This window comes from Haloarcula rubripromontorii (assembly GCF_001280425.1).
GTDB lineage: Archaea > Halobacteriota > Halobacteria > Halobacteriales > Haloarculaceae > Haloarcula > Haloarcula rubripromontorii.
On record NZ_LIUF01000001.1, the window covers coordinates 41,497 to 57,914 of the forward strand.

The 16,418-nt window shown below is 62.4% G+C and carries 19 protein-coding genes; 7 read left to right on the plus strand and 12 right to left on the minus strand.

All coding sequences use genetic code 11. The features are described 5' to 3' along the window. Nucleotides 1–13 precede the first annotated feature (13 nt). The 5 genes from AMS69_RS00260 to AMS69_RS00280 all read right to left on the minus strand — a co-directional run bounded on the left by AMS69_RS00260 (nucleotide 14) and on the right by AMS69_RS00280 (nucleotide 4,324). Nucleotides 14–754, minus strand: a complete 741-nt coding sequence (locus AMS69_RS00260; RefSeq protein WP_053966105.1) for an ABC transporter permease — start codon at nucleotides 752–754, stop codon at nucleotides 14–16. Beyond that, entirely contained in the window at nucleotides 751–1,692 is a 942-nt protein-coding gene (locus AMS69_RS00265) for an ABC transporter ATP-binding protein (RefSeq protein ID WP_053966106.1), read from the minus strand. The genes AMS69_RS00260 and AMS69_RS00265 overlap by 4 nt, the downstream gene beginning before the upstream one ends. Nucleotides 1,693–1,963: 271 nt before the next feature. Next, a complete protein-coding gene (locus AMS69_RS00270; protein WP_053966107.1) occupies nucleotides 1,964–2,203 on the minus strand; it encodes an Rdx family protein in 240 nt (79 codons plus the stop codon). Nucleotides 2,204–2,234: 31 nt separating this feature from the next. After that, a complete protein-coding gene (locus tag AMS69_RS00275) occupies nucleotides 2,235–2,936 on the minus strand; it encodes a DUF7546 family protein (protein ID WP_053966108.1) in 702 nt (233 codons plus the stop codon). After that, nucleotides 2,933–4,324: a heme o synthase gene (locus tag AMS69_RS00280; RefSeq protein ID WP_053966109.1), complete on the minus strand. Its 1,392-nt coding sequence runs from the start codon at nucleotides 4,322–4,324 to the stop codon at nucleotides 2,933–2,935. The genes AMS69_RS00275 and AMS69_RS00280 overlap by 4 nt, the downstream gene beginning before the upstream one ends. A 142-nt stretch (nucleotides 4,325–4,466) precedes the next feature. Between AMS69_RS00280 and coxB the strand changes: the two genes are divergently transcribed. Further along, a complete protein-coding gene (gene coxB, locus AMS69_RS00285) occupies nucleotides 4,467–5,228 on the plus strand; it encodes a cytochrome c oxidase subunit II (RefSeq protein ID WP_053966110.1) in 762 nt (253 codons plus the stop codon). A 645-nt stretch (nucleotides 5,229–5,873) separates the two neighbouring features. Here the strand turns inward: coxB and AMS69_RS00290 are convergent. Next, nucleotides 5,874–6,647: a CAP domain-containing protein gene (locus tag AMS69_RS00290; protein WP_053966111.1), complete on the minus strand. Its 774-nt coding sequence runs from the start codon at nucleotides 6,645–6,647 to the stop codon at nucleotides 5,874–5,876. A 121-nt stretch (nucleotides 6,648–6,768) separates the two neighbouring features. On the opposite strand from AMS69_RS00290, the gene srp19 reads away from it, so the two are divergent. The 3 genes from srp19 (at nucleotide 6,769) to AMS69_RS00305 (ending at nucleotide 8,459) form a co-directional block, all read left to right on the plus strand. Then, nucleotides 6,769–7,047 carry a signal recognition particle subunit SRP19 gene (gene srp19, locus AMS69_RS00295; RefSeq protein ID WP_053966112.1) on the plus strand — a complete coding sequence of 93 codons (279 nt, stop codon included), beginning with the start codon at nucleotides 6,769–6,771 and terminating at the stop codon, nucleotides 7,045–7,047. Next, nucleotides 7,044–7,271 carry an H/ACA ribonucleoprotein complex subunit GAR1 gene (locus tag AMS69_RS00300; RefSeq protein ID WP_053966113.1) on the plus strand — a complete coding sequence of 76 codons (228 nt, stop codon included), beginning with the start codon at nucleotides 7,044–7,046 and terminating at the stop codon, nucleotides 7,269–7,271. Before srp19 ends, AMS69_RS00300 begins: the two co-directional genes overlap by 4 nt. Before the next feature lie 75 nt (nucleotides 7,272–7,346). Continuing rightward, nucleotides 7,347–8,459 (plus strand): presenilin family intramembrane aspartyl protease PSH, encoded by a 1,113-nt coding sequence (locus AMS69_RS00305; protein ID WP_053966114.1) that lies wholly within the window; start codon nucleotides 7,347–7,349, stop codon nucleotides 8,457–8,459. A gap of 12 nt (nucleotides 8,460–8,471) precedes the next feature. On the opposite strand, the gene AMS69_RS00310 is transcribed toward AMS69_RS00305, so the two are convergent. Both AMS69_RS00310 and AMS69_RS00315 read right to left on the minus strand, forming a co-directional pair. Continuing rightward, entirely contained in the window at nucleotides 8,472–9,479 is a 1,008-nt protein-coding gene (locus tag AMS69_RS00310; RefSeq protein ID WP_053966115.1) for an ornithine cyclodeaminase family protein, read from the minus strand. Between the two features lie 117 nt (nucleotides 9,480–9,596). Beyond that, nucleotides 9,597–9,830 carry a hypothetical protein gene (locus tag AMS69_RS00315; RefSeq protein ID WP_053966116.1) on the minus strand — a complete coding sequence of 78 codons (234 nt, stop codon included), beginning with the start codon at nucleotides 9,828–9,830 and terminating at the stop codon, nucleotides 9,597–9,599. Nucleotides 9,831–10,306: 476 nt separating this feature from the next. On the opposite strand from AMS69_RS00315, the gene AMS69_RS20430 reads away from it, so the two are divergent. Beyond that, nucleotides 10,307–10,474, plus strand: a complete 168-nt coding sequence (locus tag AMS69_RS20430; RefSeq protein ID WP_170083836.1) for a DUF7331 family protein — start codon at nucleotides 10,307–10,309, stop codon at nucleotides 10,472–10,474. Nucleotides 10,475–10,509: 35 nt separating this feature from the next. Here AMS69_RS20430 and AMS69_RS00320 read toward each other — a convergent pair whose 3' ends face one another. Next, nucleotides 10,510–10,923 carry a DUF3054 domain-containing protein gene (locus AMS69_RS00320; protein WP_053966117.1) on the minus strand — a complete coding sequence of 138 codons (414 nt, stop codon included), beginning with the start codon at nucleotides 10,921–10,923 and terminating at the stop codon, nucleotides 10,510–10,512. 111 nt (nucleotides 10,924–11,034) lie between these two features. Between AMS69_RS00320 and AMS69_RS00325 the strand changes: the two genes are divergently transcribed. Continuing rightward, nucleotides 11,035–11,583, plus strand: coding sequence for a GNAT family N-acetyltransferase (locus AMS69_RS00325; protein WP_053966118.1), 549 nt, complete (start codon nucleotides 11,035–11,037; stop codon nucleotides 11,581–11,583). A gap of 91 nt (nucleotides 11,584–11,674) precedes the next feature. Further along, nucleotides 11,675–12,655 (plus strand): flap endonuclease-1, encoded by a 981-nt coding sequence (gene fen / locus AMS69_RS00330; RefSeq protein ID WP_053966119.1) that lies wholly within the window; start codon nucleotides 11,675–11,677, stop codon nucleotides 12,653–12,655. A 53-nt stretch (nucleotides 12,656–12,708) separates the two neighbouring features. Here fen and AMS69_RS00335 read toward each other — a convergent pair whose 3' ends face one another. The 3 genes from AMS69_RS00335 to AMS69_RS00345 are packed head-to-tail and all read right to left on the minus strand — an operon-like array spanning nucleotide 12,709 to nucleotide 15,856. Continuing rightward, nucleotides 12,709–13,848 (minus strand): ABC transporter ATP-binding protein, encoded by a 1,140-nt coding sequence (locus AMS69_RS00335; protein ID WP_053966120.1) that lies wholly within the window; start codon nucleotides 13,846–13,848, stop codon nucleotides 12,709–12,711. A 17-nt stretch (nucleotides 13,849–13,865) separates the two neighbouring features. Further along, complete coding sequence (locus AMS69_RS00340; RefSeq protein ID WP_053966121.1) at nucleotides 13,866–14,795, minus strand: carbohydrate ABC transporter permease; 930 nt, start codon at nucleotides 14,793–14,795, stop codon at nucleotides 13,866–13,868. Continuing rightward, nucleotides 14,792–15,856 carry a carbohydrate ABC transporter permease gene (locus tag AMS69_RS00345; protein ID WP_053966122.1) on the minus strand — a complete coding sequence of 355 codons (1,065 nt, stop codon included), beginning with the start codon at nucleotides 15,854–15,856 and terminating at the stop codon, nucleotides 14,792–14,794. Before AMS69_RS00345 ends, AMS69_RS00340 begins: the two co-directional genes overlap by 4 nt. Nucleotides 15,857–16,418: the final 562 nt, after the last annotated feature.

A 16,418-nucleotide genomic window follows, 5' to 3' on the forward strand; every position in this document is an offset into this window, starting at 1 on the left:
GGAGCGACGGAGCTCAGTCTGTCTGCGGGAGGAGGCGCGCACCGACCGCAAAGCCGACCACGGCACAGACCGTGAGAACAGCCAGCGGGCCGAGTGCATCGCCAGTGCCGGTCGTTGCCGCACGGACGCCACGCGAGAAGTACGTCAGCGGCGAGAGCCACGTCGGCAACCACGCGGGCAGGAGCGTCTGCGGGACGAATGTCTCCGAGAGAAAGAGCAGCGGGAGGGCGATACCGTTGCTCGCCGCGATGACGCCGTCCTGTGAGTCCGCGAGACTGCCCAGCATCGCGCCGACGGCACAGAACAGCGCGACACCAAGGCCAACGAAGGGGAGCAACAGCCCCGAGAGGCGGATTGTTGCGCCGGTGAGCCACACCATCAGGCCCAGAATCAGGAGGCCGGCGATGCCGATGATGACGACGTTGACGAGCGTCTGCGCCAGCAGCCACTCGGTCCGGGTCAGCGGCGTCGTCGCCAGTTTCTCGAAGCGGTTCCCGTCCCGGTGGCGGGCCACCTCGCTGCCGACGCGGGAGAGCGGCGTAAACAGGACGACGACAGCCAGATACCCCGGCGCGTAGAAGCTCGGCGGCTCGGTGAACAGCCCGCCGCCACCGGGCTGGGTCTGGACCAGCACGCCGAAGATGACGACGATGATGACCGGGAAGAAGAACGTGAAGAAGACAGCCGTCCGTCGCCGGAGGAAGGCCAGCGACGCCGCACGTGTCTCCGCTGTGAGTCGCCCCAGTCGGCTCATTGGGCACCACCCGCGACCGGCCCCGTCTGCTGTGGTTCACCGCGCTGGCCGACGGCCGTCCCGGTGAGTTCGAGGTACACGTCCTCTAGGTCAGGCTGTTTCCAGGTGAGGCTGTCGTACTCGATGCCCGCCTCTCCGAGTTGCTCCGTGATGTTGCCGATAGACTCTGGACGGATGCCGTAGACGACCAGCCGACCGTTCCGGGTCGCTGTCTCCGCCGGGTAGTCGATGGCTGAGACGGCGGCCTCGTCGAAGGACCCATCGACGATGAGCTGGCTGTCGCCGCCGTGTTCGGCCACGAGCCGGTCCGGTGAGTCGAGAGCGACAAGTGTCCCGTCGGCGAGCAGGCCGACGCGGTCCGCCAGGCGCTGGGCCTCCTCCATGTAGTGTGTCGTCACGAGTATCGTCACGCCGCGGTCGGCCAGACCTTCGAGCAGTCGCCAGAGGTCACGACGACCTGCCGGGTCGATACCGGTGGTGGGTTCGTCCAGTACGAGAAGGTCCGGGTCGTTTATCAGCGCCGTCGCGACGCAGGTCCGGCGCTGCTGCCCACCTGAGAGGTTCTCGTAGGTCGTGCTGGCGGTGTCGGCCAGCCCCACATCATCGAGTACGGCCGCAACGTCGCGGGTCGCGTCGTACAGGCCAGCGTAGTATTCCAGCAATTCCCGCGCCGTCAGCCGCTCGTGGGGTGAAAACGACTGCGGTAACAGGCCGATTCGGTCACGAGCGACCGTTCTGGGCGACTGGCCGAACAGCCGGACGTCGCCAGTCGCGTCCGTCGTTCCGGTCAACGCCCGTACTAGGGTGGTCTTGCCAGCCCCGTTGGGACCGACCAGCGCGAGCACCTCTCCAGCAGTCGCCGTCAGCGACACGCCGTCGAGTGCGACCGTATCGCCGTAGCGCCGCCCGACATCCGACGCGACCAGTACCTCGTCCATGCGCCCTCGTCCGGTCGGGTGGCCGAAAGCAGTTCCGTTCTCGTGCGACAGTGGCTACACGTTGCGGCCACATTCCAGACAGACAGCGGGGAGCCACGGCTTGTCCGTGACGACTGGTCTGGTGGTTTCACAGTGGTCACAGAATTCGGTTTTCGTCGCCATATGTCGGAAGTGTCACAGCAGAACAATAAATAGCTTGTTGTGTGGCATACCGCCACAAACAGCTAGTGGCTTCGCTACAGTGTTTCACGAACAGTGTTACTGTGGCCTGCTACATGACGTACGACCGTATCTCACGCACGATAGCGTCCACGTCGAACTCGTCGCCGGCCTCGGCCTTGTCGTAGACCGTCTCGTCGTCGACACTGATTCTGAACACGCCGTGGTCACCCATGACCAGTCGGACGCTGTCGAGTTCGCGCTCAAGTCCCGAGAGGATGGCCTGCTGGGCACGTACTGCCCGCTCACGGAAGCCACAGGGAACGCAGTATTCGATTTCGACAGTACTCATACTGGCTTTCACGCCTGTCGGCCTGAAAGCTCTATCGTCGGCCGATCAGTGTTCTGAGTCGACCAACCAGCGTCATGTCGAACCGATGGACGCCGTACAGCAATCCGACCGAGGTGACGAACACCACCGTCGAGAGGCCATACGACTGAGACAGGGCCGCCTGCGACAGCGTTGCGCCAACACCCACGAACCCGCCCAGTATCGACGCGATAATCGGGAGGACACAGGAGACACAGGAAAAGAGACCGACGATGCCGCCCACCGTACCGCCGCTCGCGTCGACGGCAGTCACGAATACCAGATACGAGAGCGTCAGGTAGCCGGCGACCTTCCACGGGATGAGTACCACGCTAAGGGTCGCGCCGCTGAACACCACCGTCGGCGAGAATCCGGGCGGGGCTTGCGTGACAAGTCGGAGGCCGGTTCCCTGACCGCCCGTTCCGTACACGCCGCCGACGTACCCCAGCACGAACAGATAGCCTATCGCGACCACAGCACTGCCGACCGTCCGACGGCGGCCGGGCAGTGCCGGACGCACTCGCAGGAACACGAGGCCGGCGATGTTGAGCCAGATAAACGGGAACACCAGCAGAAACGGGTCCGTCGCCGGTTGGGCCGTGTTGACGATATAGCCCAGAATGAGGATGACCTCCGCGTTCAAGACGGCCGCCAAGATGACCAGCGAGCGCGTGTCCGGTATCGCGTCCCGGAGGGTCGCTGTCGTGGTGCTCATAGGGCCAGTGCATCGACGACGATGGCGATCAGGACCGCCCCGAGGTAGGCGTTCGACGCGTGGAACGCCCGGAACGCCGCCGCTTCGGTCTGCTCACGGTGGAGCAAGATGACGGTCCAGAGGAACACCGCACCCAGCAACACCGACGTGACGGCATACAGCCAGCCAAGCGGCGTGAGAACGCCCAGAACACCTGCTGCGATGAGTGTCGCTCCAAGATAGTAGACGATGTGCTTGCGCGTCTCCGTCTCGCCGCGGACGACCGGCATCATCGGGAAGCCGCCCGCCTCGTAGTCGTCTTTGTACGCGAGCGCGAGATTGTAGAAATGCGCTGGCGTCCAGAGGAAAATGACCCCGGCGAGGACGACACCCGGCAGGCCGACCGACCCGTCGGCGGCGACCCAGCCGATGAGCGCCGGCAGTGCACCGGCGGCCCCGCCAAGAACAGTGTTCTGGACGGTGTTGGGCTTCAGCACGAGCGTGTAAATAACGCTGTAGAACACAATCGCGGTCAGTCCGAGCAGGGCCACGAGCGTGTTCACCTGCCAGAACAGCCACAGCGAGGCGAGCGACAGGAGCAGGCCGAAGGCTAACGCGTTCCGGACCGGAATCTGGTGGGTCGCGATGGGGCGGTCCGAGGTCCGGTCCATCCGCTTGTCGATATCGCGTTCGAGAACGTGGTTGAACGTCCCCGACGCACCGATAGAGAGGACGCCGCCCCCGAGCGTGAGCAACACCGTTCGAACGGTGAGCGTCTGGCCCGCCGCAAGCGCCATTCCGGCTGCGGCGACCAAGCACAGAAGCCACATCAGCCGAGGCTTCATCAGGCGGAAGTACGCAGACGCGGTCCCGACGAGGCGTTCGCGGAGGGAGAGTGTCGTGGGCCGGCCGGCGGCTTCGTCTCCGGTCGGTTCCGGCGCAGGTGTCGGGTTCTTCACCGGAGTCTCGTCGTCACTGCCCGTCTCAGCTTCGAGGTGCCACGCCAGAGCCAGCACGAACGAGCCGAAGATGCCCATCCCCAGCGCAAGGTGTGCCCCGGGGAGTGCTGTCTCGGTGCTCGTCGCGACGACAGCCCCCAGCGCAATCTGGACCGGATATAGCGCAGTGCCGAGGAGGATCGCTGCCCTGACGCGGCCGCGACAGTCAGAGCGAAGGCCGATAGCGGCGACGGCCACCACAAGGAGGCCGACGGCGGCCGCAACGAGTCGGTGGCCCCAGGCGACCAGCAGGGCCGTGTTTGTCACGTCGACCGGTCCGTCACACAGCGGCCAGGTCGTACAGGCTGCTGCCGCGTCTGTGAGCGTTGTAGTCGCGCCGGCGAGGACTAGCAAGTACACACCGACAGCAGTCGCGGCGAGCAGCCCGGTGAAGGTCCGGCTCTCTGCCATTATTGTATCCTTCGATGCTGGCCACTTAGACCTCGCGATTCCGCTGTCTCTATCCGGAGCGGTGCTGCTACCCTATTGCTGCAAATCGAGGGGCTGCGGCGAAGACAGCAGTTATTTATCTCCGAAATCCTAAGCCGCACCCATGACCCGGAAACGCGCCGGTCTGGTCGCTCTGTTCGGTGCTGCGTTGCTCGCACTCGCCGCCGAGCCGGCCGCCGCCGCACAGATTCAGGACTCGACAACGGATAGCCTCATTTGGGGGCTGAACATGAATCTCCTGTACGTCGCTATCCCGATTACGGTCCTCGTCGAAGGGATTCTGATCTACACCGTCTGGCGGTTCCGTAATCAGGAGGAGGCGCTTCCCACGCAGGAGAACCGCCGACTCGAAGTGACCTGGACTATCGCGACGGCGATCATTCTCCTGTTCGTCGGCGTCGCTTCCTATCAGGTGATGGCGAGCCCGTACGTCACCGCCGAGGCCGGCGATCAGGCTGCACTGCAGGAGCAGGACACTGAACTCATTACCGTCGAGGCCCAGCGGTACGGCTGGACGTTCTACTACAACGAATCGAGCTGGGACGGCGAGGCAGAAGTGACCACTAGGACGGACCTGAAGATACCGGCCAATCAGGACGTATCTTTGCGGGTTACGTCGGCTGACTGGCTACACGCGTTCCACGTTCCCGGACTCGGACTGAAATCCGACGCGTTCCCCGGCCAGTACAACCGTCTTCGAACCAGCGCGAGTAATACCGGCACGTACCAGCTCTACTGTGCTGAGTACTGCGGCTCGGGTCACTCACAGATGCTCGGGACCGTTGAGGTCGTCCCACAGGACGAGTACGAGGACTGGCTGGCAGAGCAAAAGAGCGGCGGCGACTCCGAAGGCAGCAGCGAGTAACGCGGTAACTGAGCGGCTTTTTTGTTTCGAGAAGAGACGACTACGAACTGGGACGCTCATCCAGCAGACTATACAGTTCTGTACGGAGAATGGGAGTCAGACCAATTCAAAGTACCACAAGAGAGTCGACGCTGCCGCCTAGTCCATTATCGGACGATCCATCTGTCAGTTACTTCGGCGTCCAAATCCACTATCGGGTCCACGCTTTGGTGGCTGTTGAGCGTTTCACTGAATGCTTGCTTGCCGTCGGCAGATAACACAACGGTACAGGTATCAGCGTCCGTGTCCGGTTGCGCTGGACTGATCTCCTGGGTGAATTGAAAACTCCGTATCATAGTGTGTGGCTACTGGGGCAGTGGCACCCGAGCGCCCGCCAACACGTAGTATTCAACGAGCGTCGACTATCGACACCATTCTAGTGTCGACACCACCGAGGGCGCTGCCCCGGTTTCAGTGGCGGTTTTGCTCTGCGCCATTATCGCCTTCGGTTCGGGGGGACGGGTCATCACAGAGAATGGCGAGATACCGATACCACTGCTCGCATGCGTAGAGGTGTAGCATTGAAACAGAGATGTGGGGCAGTGGCGGCAAGACAGCGCTCACAGATGACCCGGTGATCAGTGAGCCGATTCGCCCGTTCAGCCGTTAACCGCAGATGTTGGCGGTCGCGTACACGTTGCCGGTGTCGGTTATCTCCACACCGATGCCGACGAGATTGGCGTTGCGGAGTGTGAGTCGTTCACGGTAGTCCGGCCACGCCATCCAGTCATCGACAATCTGCCTTGCGACTTCCTTGTCGGTGGCGTGGAACTCCTCCTCGCCGTTTTCTTCGTACGTTTGGCCGGCGACTGTCTTCTCAACTGCCTCGAACCGGTTCCGATCCGGTTGCTCTATGTACTCGCCCTCTGCAGAGTCGAACGTACACCGGTCATAGAGGCCGGTATTTTCGTATCGGTCTTTACTGGAGACACCGTCGACCTTGTGGATTGCCTTCCCTTCGATGGCCATTTGCTTGCTGTGGTTCTTTGCCATCTCATTGAGGTCTTTTTCGGTCCGAAGCCCAGATTCGAACGGTGGGACACCTGCGGCCTCGCGTTCCTCGTTGAGGAACTTCCGGATGTAGCTCGAGACGTTCTGTTCGTTGAACTCCCGTGCGGGGATCGACTCCTGCTGTGGGGTCGCTGTCTCGGTCAGTGTTCCGTTTGATTCCGGCGTCGGTGTCGGTGTCGTGCTATTACCGGCTGTCGCCGTCGCCGTTGAACTACCGCCATTCCCGCCGTCGTTATTGCTCTGTGAATCGGCTGTCTGTGTCGGTGTCTCCGCTGTCCCGCCCGCAAACTGTGCTCCGATAAGAACTCCTGTCCCTAGAGCCACAAGGAGCACCACGGCGGCAATAGCGAGTAACCCTTTCTTTACCATATGCCACGGGTAGATTACAGAGGTATGTAAGCTTGATTCTTCACATATATCATTCAATAATCACCTTTCCACTGTCGGCGGTGACGATAACCCATATATGCCACGGGCGGCCACTGCCGGTATGGTCGAGAACGTTATCTGGCCGGCAGCGCTCGACGCCAACCGTTCGCGAAGCGACGGGCGTCGTGTGGCACTGGATTTGGCCGTCGAGAAGCCGACTGTCGACGAGATCGCGAAAGCGGTCCAGCAGGTCGGGTACGACGCGGTCATCGAGCGAGACAAGACGTATCCACGAGAGTACGAGGCCCGCGGGCGAGTCGTCGTCAAGGACGCGGACGATGCGACGAAAAGCGACCTGCTCGGGGCCGTGGCAGCCTACATGCAGGCGCTCCGTGAATGAAACGTATCGGCACTGTTTCACGGGTCGCACAGGGACTCGCAGTGGTCCGAGCGCCTGACGACGAGTACGCGTCCGTGGGAACTGACGTAGTCGACGAGGAACTCCAGACTGTTGGCTCCGTCGTCGATGTGTTCGGCCCGGTCGAGCGGCCGTACCTTGCAGTCTCGCCGAACGACAGCGTGCATCTTCCAGCGCTGGTCGGGAAGGTCCTGTACGCGCGGTAACGGCCCTCCGAACCGCCGACGCCTGTCTACACCTGCTTCGTAACGCTCAAATCGGTTCCTGCAGGACGTGTGTGCATGGAGCGACGGTGGCGAATCCTCGGCGGCTGTGGTCTTATCGCTGGTATCTTCCTGTTCGTCCAGCTCGGCGCGCTGGCGCTGGTCCAGCCCTTCGAATCGGCCGGTTACCAGGCCGTCGAAGACCCATCTGACCCCACGAATAGTCTCATGTACATCGGGGCGATTCTGGTCGCGACGGCCGTTATGTTGCTTGCCTTCCGCTACGACGTTGACCAGCTCATCCGCGGGCTTATCGTCTTCTCGGCAGCCTGGCTCTCGCTGTACGTGTTTCAGGTGCTGGTGCCGCCGGTGTTGACCTTCGGCGGCATCAACGTCGTTGCCGGCCTGTTAGCGCTGGGCCTGGGGACGGCCCTGCTGGTCTATCCCGAGTGGTACGTCATCGACGGTGCCGGTGCGGTGATGGGGGCTGCCGCCGCGGGTCTGTTCGGTATCAGTTTCGGGATTCTACCGTCGCTGGTCTTGCTAACCGTGCTCGCGGTGTATGATGCGATTAGCGTCTACGGGACCGAACACATGCTCACGCTGGCCTCGGGCGTGATGGACCTCAAGGTCCCCGTCGTCCTCGTGATCCCGATGACGCTGTCGTACTCGTATCTCGACGCGACGACGCCGGACCCGATGGCAGGAGACGAGACGAGTGACGATTCCCCAGCGGCGGACGACGCGGCCGAGGGGCCGGCAACCACGGAATCCGGGGCCGACGGAGATAGTCCAGCAGTTGCGGACGGGAGCCAGGCGGCCGACCGTCCTGCCGAAGCGACGGACACCGACGAAGCAGACGACGGTGTCGACAGTCACGCCGACCCGCTGGAGCGCGACGCGCTGTTTATCGGTCTCGGTGACGCCATCATCCCGTCGATACTCGTCGCCAGCGCCGCGTTCTTCGCCTCGTCGGACGTACTGACGGTACTTGGCATCCCGCTACCGGCGCTGACCGCGATGGTCGGGTCCTACGTCGGCCTGACGATACTGCTGTGGATGGTGCTGAAGGGGCGCGCACATGCAGGACTCCCGCTGTTGAACGGTGGAACTATCGCCGGCTACATCATCGGTGCGCTCGCCGCCGGCATCAGTATCGTCGACGCTCTCGGACTCGGGCCGTACCTCTAATTCCTGCGACTGCTACCGACCGGTCAGGGCTTTGCTCGCGGGTGCGAAGTCGATCTCCTCGCCTCGGCCTTCTGCCTTCGCCCGCTCGTACAGCAGATGGCCAGCAGCGACGGTTTCGATGGCTGTACCGCCGGAATCGAAGACTGTAATTTCCTCTGGAGACTGCCGCCCAGGTGCGTTTCCGGCGACGATATCACCGAGTTCAGCATGGACGTGGTCCTCGTCGACGACCCCCGCGTCGAGGGCGTTGATGAACGACCCGGCGTCCTGTGTCACCCGTTCGCGCAAGTCTGGAACGTACGTGGCGCGTTCGATTGTCGTCGCGTCCAGTTCGTTCTTTTCGGGGTGGTACTGGCCCATCGCAGTCACGTGGGTCCCCGGTTCGAGCAGGTCGCCGTCGAACACTGGTTCGCTCGCGTTGGTCGCCGTGATGACGACATCGGCCCCTTCGATTGCTGCCGCCGGAGACGCGACGGCCGCCACTGTGGGGTCCAGCGCGTCGTTCATCTCCGCGGCGAAGGACTCCCGGTTACTGGCCGTCGGCGAGTACACCTCGATGCGGTCGAAGTCGCGGACCGTCGCCGTCGCACGGACCTGACCGCGGGCCTGCGCACCGCTGCCGATGACCGCGAGGTCGCTGGCGTCGCGGCGGGCCAGTGCGTCGACACCGACGGCCCCGGCCGCGCCAGTCTTGTGGGGGTTCATGCTCGCACCGTCGAGGACAGCGAGCGGGTCGCCGCTGTCGGCGTCGAAGATCGGGAGCGTAAAGTGTGCATCCCGCCCGCTGAAGCCGGCCGCGTATGTGTACCCACCCATCGCGCCGGTATCTGGGAGAATCGCGAGATAGCCCGTCAACATACCGGCGGGCTCGTCCGCGAACAGCGTTGTTCTGGGAGTCGCCGGGGCACCGTCGCCACGCTGGCGGTACCCCTCCCGGACGACATCGACGTACTCGGCGGGTTCAGCGAGGTCGGCAACCTCGTCACTCTGCAGGAACAGCGCCGTCGCATCTGTTGTCATACTCCGTCGTTTGGGCGACCGACTCTTATACTGTCCGGCGGTGACCAATCTGTTCGAGCGGGGACACGGTCAGCGGATATCTAACGAAAACAGGAGAGGTGATGGACGGGTAGCCGTCTAATCCGCGGTCTGTAGCGGGTCTGACTGCGCACCCTGCTGGGTCGACGCGTCGTTCGGGACCGGGTCGACGGGGGCACGGACGAACATCGCGTGGCCGATGAGGCCAACTGTTACGACAGATGCCATCGGAATCGCCGTCGTCAGTTCGAAGCCGGCAACGAGCAGCGAGGCGGTGATGCCGGCCATGGCGAGCGGGATGAGTCCGAGAATGATGTCGTAATAACCCGTCATAAGTATAATGTATTCTATGATAGCGTAGTATATGAATGTTTCCCTAAAATACGGAACAATGCACGCAATGGCCCCTGCAAATTTACTCAGTACCCGCCGGGTAACAATCTCATAAGTTATGAGTGGGATAATGGGAAAAGATTTATCTAGTACAATTCCTGTGGACAGTTCACAATATAAGGACGAAGCGGACAGCTATCGCTAGCCCACGGCCACAGTCTGCCGGTGGTATCCTCACACAAAAACGAAACTAAGTGACGACAAACCGGTATACGGTAGCCGTTGTAGCAGCTATCTGTTTCTCGGGAAAGGGGCCACTGACACGCCCTTTTTCAGAATTTGAGAACTAGATTAGCGGATTAGTGATGCGGTAACGCCGACTATTTTCTCCGATGATAACTGGGTCCGTGTGCTTATTAGGTACGCCAGGATACGTTAAATCGGAGAAAAACGGAACACCGATTCCAAACGAGACAATGAGCACGAACGCAACGGACAACACGACGGACGCCGCGACCGACGACGAAGAACGACGATACGCCGAACTGAACATCGGGGACGAGGAGTTCGTAATTTACGACCGAGAGAACCACCAAGCATGGATCCAGTCGACAGAGTCGCTTGAAGTCGCCGACCTGCGATAGTCCGTCACCGACACTGCATCTCCGCTGCGAGCCCCCTATTTTGCGATTGCAATCGCGCCCCGCCAGAGCAACAGCAGCATACCACCGACGAGCATGGACACGAGTGCGAACGTCAGCGCCGCATTACCGGGGAACAGCGCCGTTGACCGGAGTCCCTGTGCGATTCCAACTGCCAGCGCCCACCCCACGATAGTACGGCCGAGAGCCGTTCGAACCGTCGCGGTTGCGGCGGCGGTGTACAGTCCCCCAAATCCCGCGACGAGGAGCCAGCCGATATAAAAAGGCGTCAGCGTCCCGGCGAACCGACCCGGATTGAGTATCGGATTGATGCCGTGGGTCACCTCGCCGACGCCGACGAACACGGCAATCGCCAGCAGGTCGCCGACAGCGAGCAGTGCCGTCCGAGTGGACAGTTCGATACGACCGTTCCCCACCGTCGAGACGCTCATACAGGCCGTTCCGGCTCCGGACACTTCGCTCTCCCGGATTCGACGACGGCGGCTGGAACCTTGGAACAGGGACCAGTACTGATTACAGTGGGCGGCCCGTTCAGTTGGACAATGGAGTTCACGCTGCTTGGCTGGCCCGAGGACGGACACCGACTCCGACTGGACCACGAGCAGTTCGCGTACGCGGGGAAGTTCGTGATGACCTCGACCGGAAAGGCCGTCGTCGGCGACGATGGGGTGGTGGCCGCGGCTGCGTTCGATGCCGACCGGACGGACCCCGACACCCTCTGTGTCCGGTACATCACCGTTCGGCAGGACCGGCAGGGGGACCGACTCGGTGCCCGTCTCCTCCGGTTCGTCCGAGAGCGGGCCACGGACCGGGGTTTCGAGCGTGTGTCCATCGGCGTCAACAACCCCTTTTCGTATCAGGCCGCCTACCGGGCCGGGTTCTGCTTCAGCGGCGCGGAGTCGGGGATGGCCGAACTCGACCTCATCTGGCCAGGCGACCGCAGTACCGAGCGGTATCAGGCCGGGCTTGACCTGTTTCGCGAGCGCGACCTCTCACCGGAAGAGGAGTCGTTCCTCACGGCAAAAGCCGACGCTGACCCGCCGTCTATTCTCGGCGACTGGGACGACCGGCCAGCCGCACGGACCGACTGAGTCGCTCGCCGTTGTCGACCTGTCTCGTCTTGGAGCGGAGTAGTACCTCGTCTCCGAGGGATTCAAGCGGCTGTCGGCCAAAGGCCTGCCAATGGGAAACGCTGATTTACGGTCGCTTGCGGCGCTGTCGGACGTGTCGTTCGGCGACCTCGGTGGGAGTGTCGTCGCCGTTGACGCCCACAACTGGCTCTATCGCTATCTGACAACGACGGTGAAGTTCACCAGTGAGTCGAAATACACCACCAGTGACGGCGAGGAGGTGGCAAACCTCATCGGCGTCGTTCAGGGCCTGCCGAAGTTCTTCGAACACGACATGACGCCGGTGTTCGTCTTCGACGGTGCGGTCACCGACCTCAAAGACGACGAGGTCGAGAAACGCCGCGAACAGCGAGCGAAGTACGAGTCCGAACTCGAAGCGGCCCGCGAGGCGGGTGACAGCACCCGTGTCGCCAAGCTCGACTCTCGAACCCAGCGACTGACCGACACTATCGTCGACACGACGCGGGACCTGCTTGCGCTACTCGACGTCCCTATCGTCGACGCCCCGGCAGAAGGCGAGGGGCAGGCGTCAGTGATGGCCCGGCGGGGAGACGTGGACTACGTCGGGACCGAAGACTACGACGCGCTCCTGTTCGGTGCGCCGATGACGCTCCGGCAGATTACGTCGAAGGGTGACCCCGAGCTGATGGACTTCGAGGCCACGCTTGCGCAGCACGACCTCACCTGGGAGCAGCTGGTCGACGCGGCGATTCTGATGGGTACAGACTTCAACGAGGGGATTTCCGGTATCGGGCCAAAGACAGCCGTCAAGGAACTCCACGAGTACGGCGACCTCTACGCGGTGCTTGAGGCCCGCGGAGAACACATCGACCACGCCGACCGTATTCGGACCCTGTTTCTCGACCCCGCAGCCACCGACGACTACGAGATCCCGGACAGCATCGAGCCGGACATCGATGCCGCTAGGGCGTTCGTCACGGAGCAGTGGGAGGTCGACGCCGACGAAGTCGCTCGCGGGTTCGAGCGCATCGACGACTCGGTCGTCCAGACCGGGCTCGACCGCTGGTCCTGAGGGCGAAGGCCTCCGGCTGTCCGACAGTACAGTAAAAGCGCGGCAGTTGCGGCTCAGACGACGGATTCGACCGTTTCGATCTCGTCGAGCGTGCGGTTCCGGATCGCCTGGCCGCTCTCCGTGTCGAAGAGGTGAATCGCGTTCTCGGGGAACCGGACTTTGACGCGCTGGCCGGCCTTGAGCTGTTTCATCCCACCGACTGTCGCGATGAACTGGTCGTCCATCGACTCATCGAACTGCAGGTGGGCCGTGTTCTCGTTTCCGCGTGGCTCGACGACGTGGACCGTCGAATCGAACACGTTCGGACTGGTGTCGCTCTGGACGAACTCGATGTCTTCGGGTCTGATGCCCAGCGTGATGTCGCTCGTCCCCTCGACGGCGGCAACCGTCTCGTCGCTGAGTTCGTACTCGAACCACTCGCCTTTGAGCGTCGACCCCTCCAGCGTCATCGGGAAGAAGTTCATCGACGGCTCGCCGATGAAGCCGGCGACAAAGAGATTGTTCGGCTCGTGGTAACACTCGAGCGGCGTCGCACACTGCTGGAGGACGCCGTCGTTGAGGATGGCGATGCGGTCGCTCATCGTCATCGCCTCCGTCTGGTCGTGGGTGACGTACACCGTCGTCACGTCGAGGTCATGCTGGAGTTCCTGCAGTTCGGTCCGCATCTCGGCTTTGAGCTTCGCGTCTAGGTTCGCCAGCGGCTCGTCCATCAGGAACACTTCGGGGTCCCGGACAATCGCGCGGCCCAGCGCCACGCGCTGTTGCTGGCCGCCCGAGAGTTCGCCGGGCTTGCGGTCGATGAGCTCGAAGATGCCCATGTCCTTACACGCCTGCTCGACGCGCTCGTTGATTTCGTCGTCGGGCATATCCGTCGACTCCTCCAGCCCGAAGGCCATGTTCTCCCGCACGGTCATATGCGGGTACAGCGCGTATGACTGGAACACCATCGCCACGTTCCGGCGGGCCGGCGGCTGATCGTTGATAATCTGGCCGTCCAGCCGGATCTCCCCGCGCGTGATGTCTTCGAGCCCGGCAATCATCCGCAGCGTCGTCGACTTGCCACAGCCGGATGGACCGACGACACAGAGGAACTCGCCGTCCTCGATGTCGACCGATACCTCGTCGACCGCGATGATTTCGCCGTCGTCGTCTTGGAACGTCTTCGTTACCTCGTCCAGTGTGAGTTGTGCCATTGTGAATGCCTCCGTGATTATTCTCCAGCGACGCCTTTCGCGAACTGTTCGCCGAACATGATGTAGACGAGCAGCGTCGGAAGTGCTGCGACGATGGCCCCTGCCATCGTGGTGTTGAACGACTGGACGACCCCGCCAGTGAGCGCCGCGAGGCGCTGGGTCGCCACCTGCGAAGCCGGTTCGTTGACGAGTACGAGCGCGAACAACAGGTCGTTGTACACCTGCGTGAACTGGTAAATGAGCGTCACCGCGAACATCGGCAGCGACAGCGGAAGGATGATGTTGCGGTAGATGCTGAACGCGCTCGCGCCGTCGAGGCGAGCGGCCTCGATCATCTCGTCGGAGATGCTCTGATAGTACGACCGGAACAGCAGCGTACAGATCGGAATCCCGTACGCCGCGTGGGTGATCGACAGCTGCAGCAGCTGTACGTACCCGTTACGGCTCGGATACTGCCAGTTACCGCCCGTGATGAAGCCAAAGACGGTGTTGACGAAGCCGTTGAGCAGCCCCGGAAGCACCTGGAACCAGAACTGTGCCAGCGGGACCAGCACAGCCTGGTATGGGATGAAGATGCCTGCGATGATGAGGACGACCACGCCGACCTGGCCGCGCCAGCTAATCGTCGTCAGTCCGTACGCGGTCATACTGCCCAGCAGCGCCGACACAATTGTCGCGGGAATCGCCATCAGCAGCGAGTTCAGCAGTCCCGGCCGAAGCGTGTTCCAGGCAGTGGCGAGCGCATCGAGTGTGAAGCCGTCACCGCCCGGCGGCGCGAACGGGAGCGTTCGGGCGAACGCGCTCTCGGTCTTGAACATCGTCATCACGGCCGTCTCCACCGGGAAGAGGTAGAAGACGATACCCGCCAGCAGGAGGGCATACAGGCCGAGACGGCTGTTCTCTGTACTGCGAAGTTCGTCGATGAAACCCCCATCTCTAATGCTCATAGTTCACCCCGTCGGTATTCGCTGTAGAGGTACGGTCCGATGACCAGCAGTGCGAGCGCAAACAGCACGATAGCGACGGCGGACCCGTACGCCCACTGCAGGCTGTCGAACGCGACCCGATACATCATCGTCGCCAGAATGTCCATGTTCGCCCCCGGCTGTGAGCCACGGAGCGCGTAGATGAAGTCGAACGCTTTCAGCGCAAACACCATCAGCACCACTGACGCAGACACGGCGGAGGCTCGGAGTTGCGGGATGATTACCCGTGCGTACAGCCGAACCGTGGACGCGCCGTCGACCCGCGCAGCCTCGTAGTGTTCGGTTGGAATCGCCCGGAGGCCGGCGAGGAAGACGACCATCGCGTAACCGCTGAACTGCCAGATGAGCGCAAAGATGACCGCCGCCAACGCGGTCGTGTTCCAGGAGAGCCACTGAATAACCTCGGCGTTGACTCCGGCCGGGCGGAGCAGTCCCACGATGGCTCCTTCGAGGTTGAACAGCCGGAGGAACTGATTGAGCACGCCGTTGCGGGCGTTGTACACCCACGCCCACATCGTCGCCGTGACGACGAACGAGAGGCTCATCGGGAGCAGGTAGATGGTCCGGAACGTATTCTCGAAGCGTATCTGCTGATCGATAAGGATGGCCACGAACAGGCCAAGCGCCAGACAGAGGACAGTGAACACGACAAGTAACACCACCGTATTCTGTGCCGCCTGCCAGAACGCCCCGTCGCTCAGCAAACGGCTGTACATGCTGAGATCGAAAGTCTCGTACTGCGCACCGCCCAGGCCGTTGTAGTCAGTTAGCGACAGGAGGAAGTTCCAGGCGATAGCGCCGTAGACAAAAAAGCCCGCAAACAGGACTGGCGGCAGCCAGAACGGGGCGGATTCGATGAGTTCCCACTCGACCGGCAGTGAGTTCCGGAGCGAGTCTCTCCGGGTCGTTTTCACCGTCGCTCCGCCGTCTGTTGCCAGTTGGTCGCCGTCCGATTCGTCTCTCGATACCGCCGACCGGAGCCGACCCCCGGTGGCGAGGAGTCTACTGAGTATCTCGCGCATGGTTTGTCAGTGGTTCGCCGACGTGAGTTCGCCGTCCATCGTCCCGACGGATGTGTCGTCAGTCACATAGGCTCGCCAGCTAGCACGCGCGGAAACCACGCGACCCGCACAGCCTGTCGCACCAACACAGGCTGGCGGCCGACATGGGTACGCCGTGTGACGGGTGTGCCATCCCGTCGTCGTGCCGAGCGGGCGAGCGGTTGCAACGCGGCGGGTACACCGGCTGCGAGCGATCACGAGGGTCACGTCCGTCGGTGTCCCATTGGCCCCAACAGCCGACGACGGCAGCAACACACTGCAGTCACCGGATATCGTAGGGCATCAGTCATGAACGTCTCTGTGGCGTCGAACTCATGGTAAGTGGAGAGAGATTCTACTTAATATTTCCGAATGATAATACACGTTTATTCAAGTCCTGAGTTCTGAACCCCACGGTCTATGCTGGCCGACTAGGGACTCGGTACAGCCCGTGAGTGATTGTCCCGGCGGTTACAGGGCTGTGCCGAGTGCTGTCCCGACTCGTACCGGTGGGTTTTACGACCGGGCGGACCACCCCCCGGAC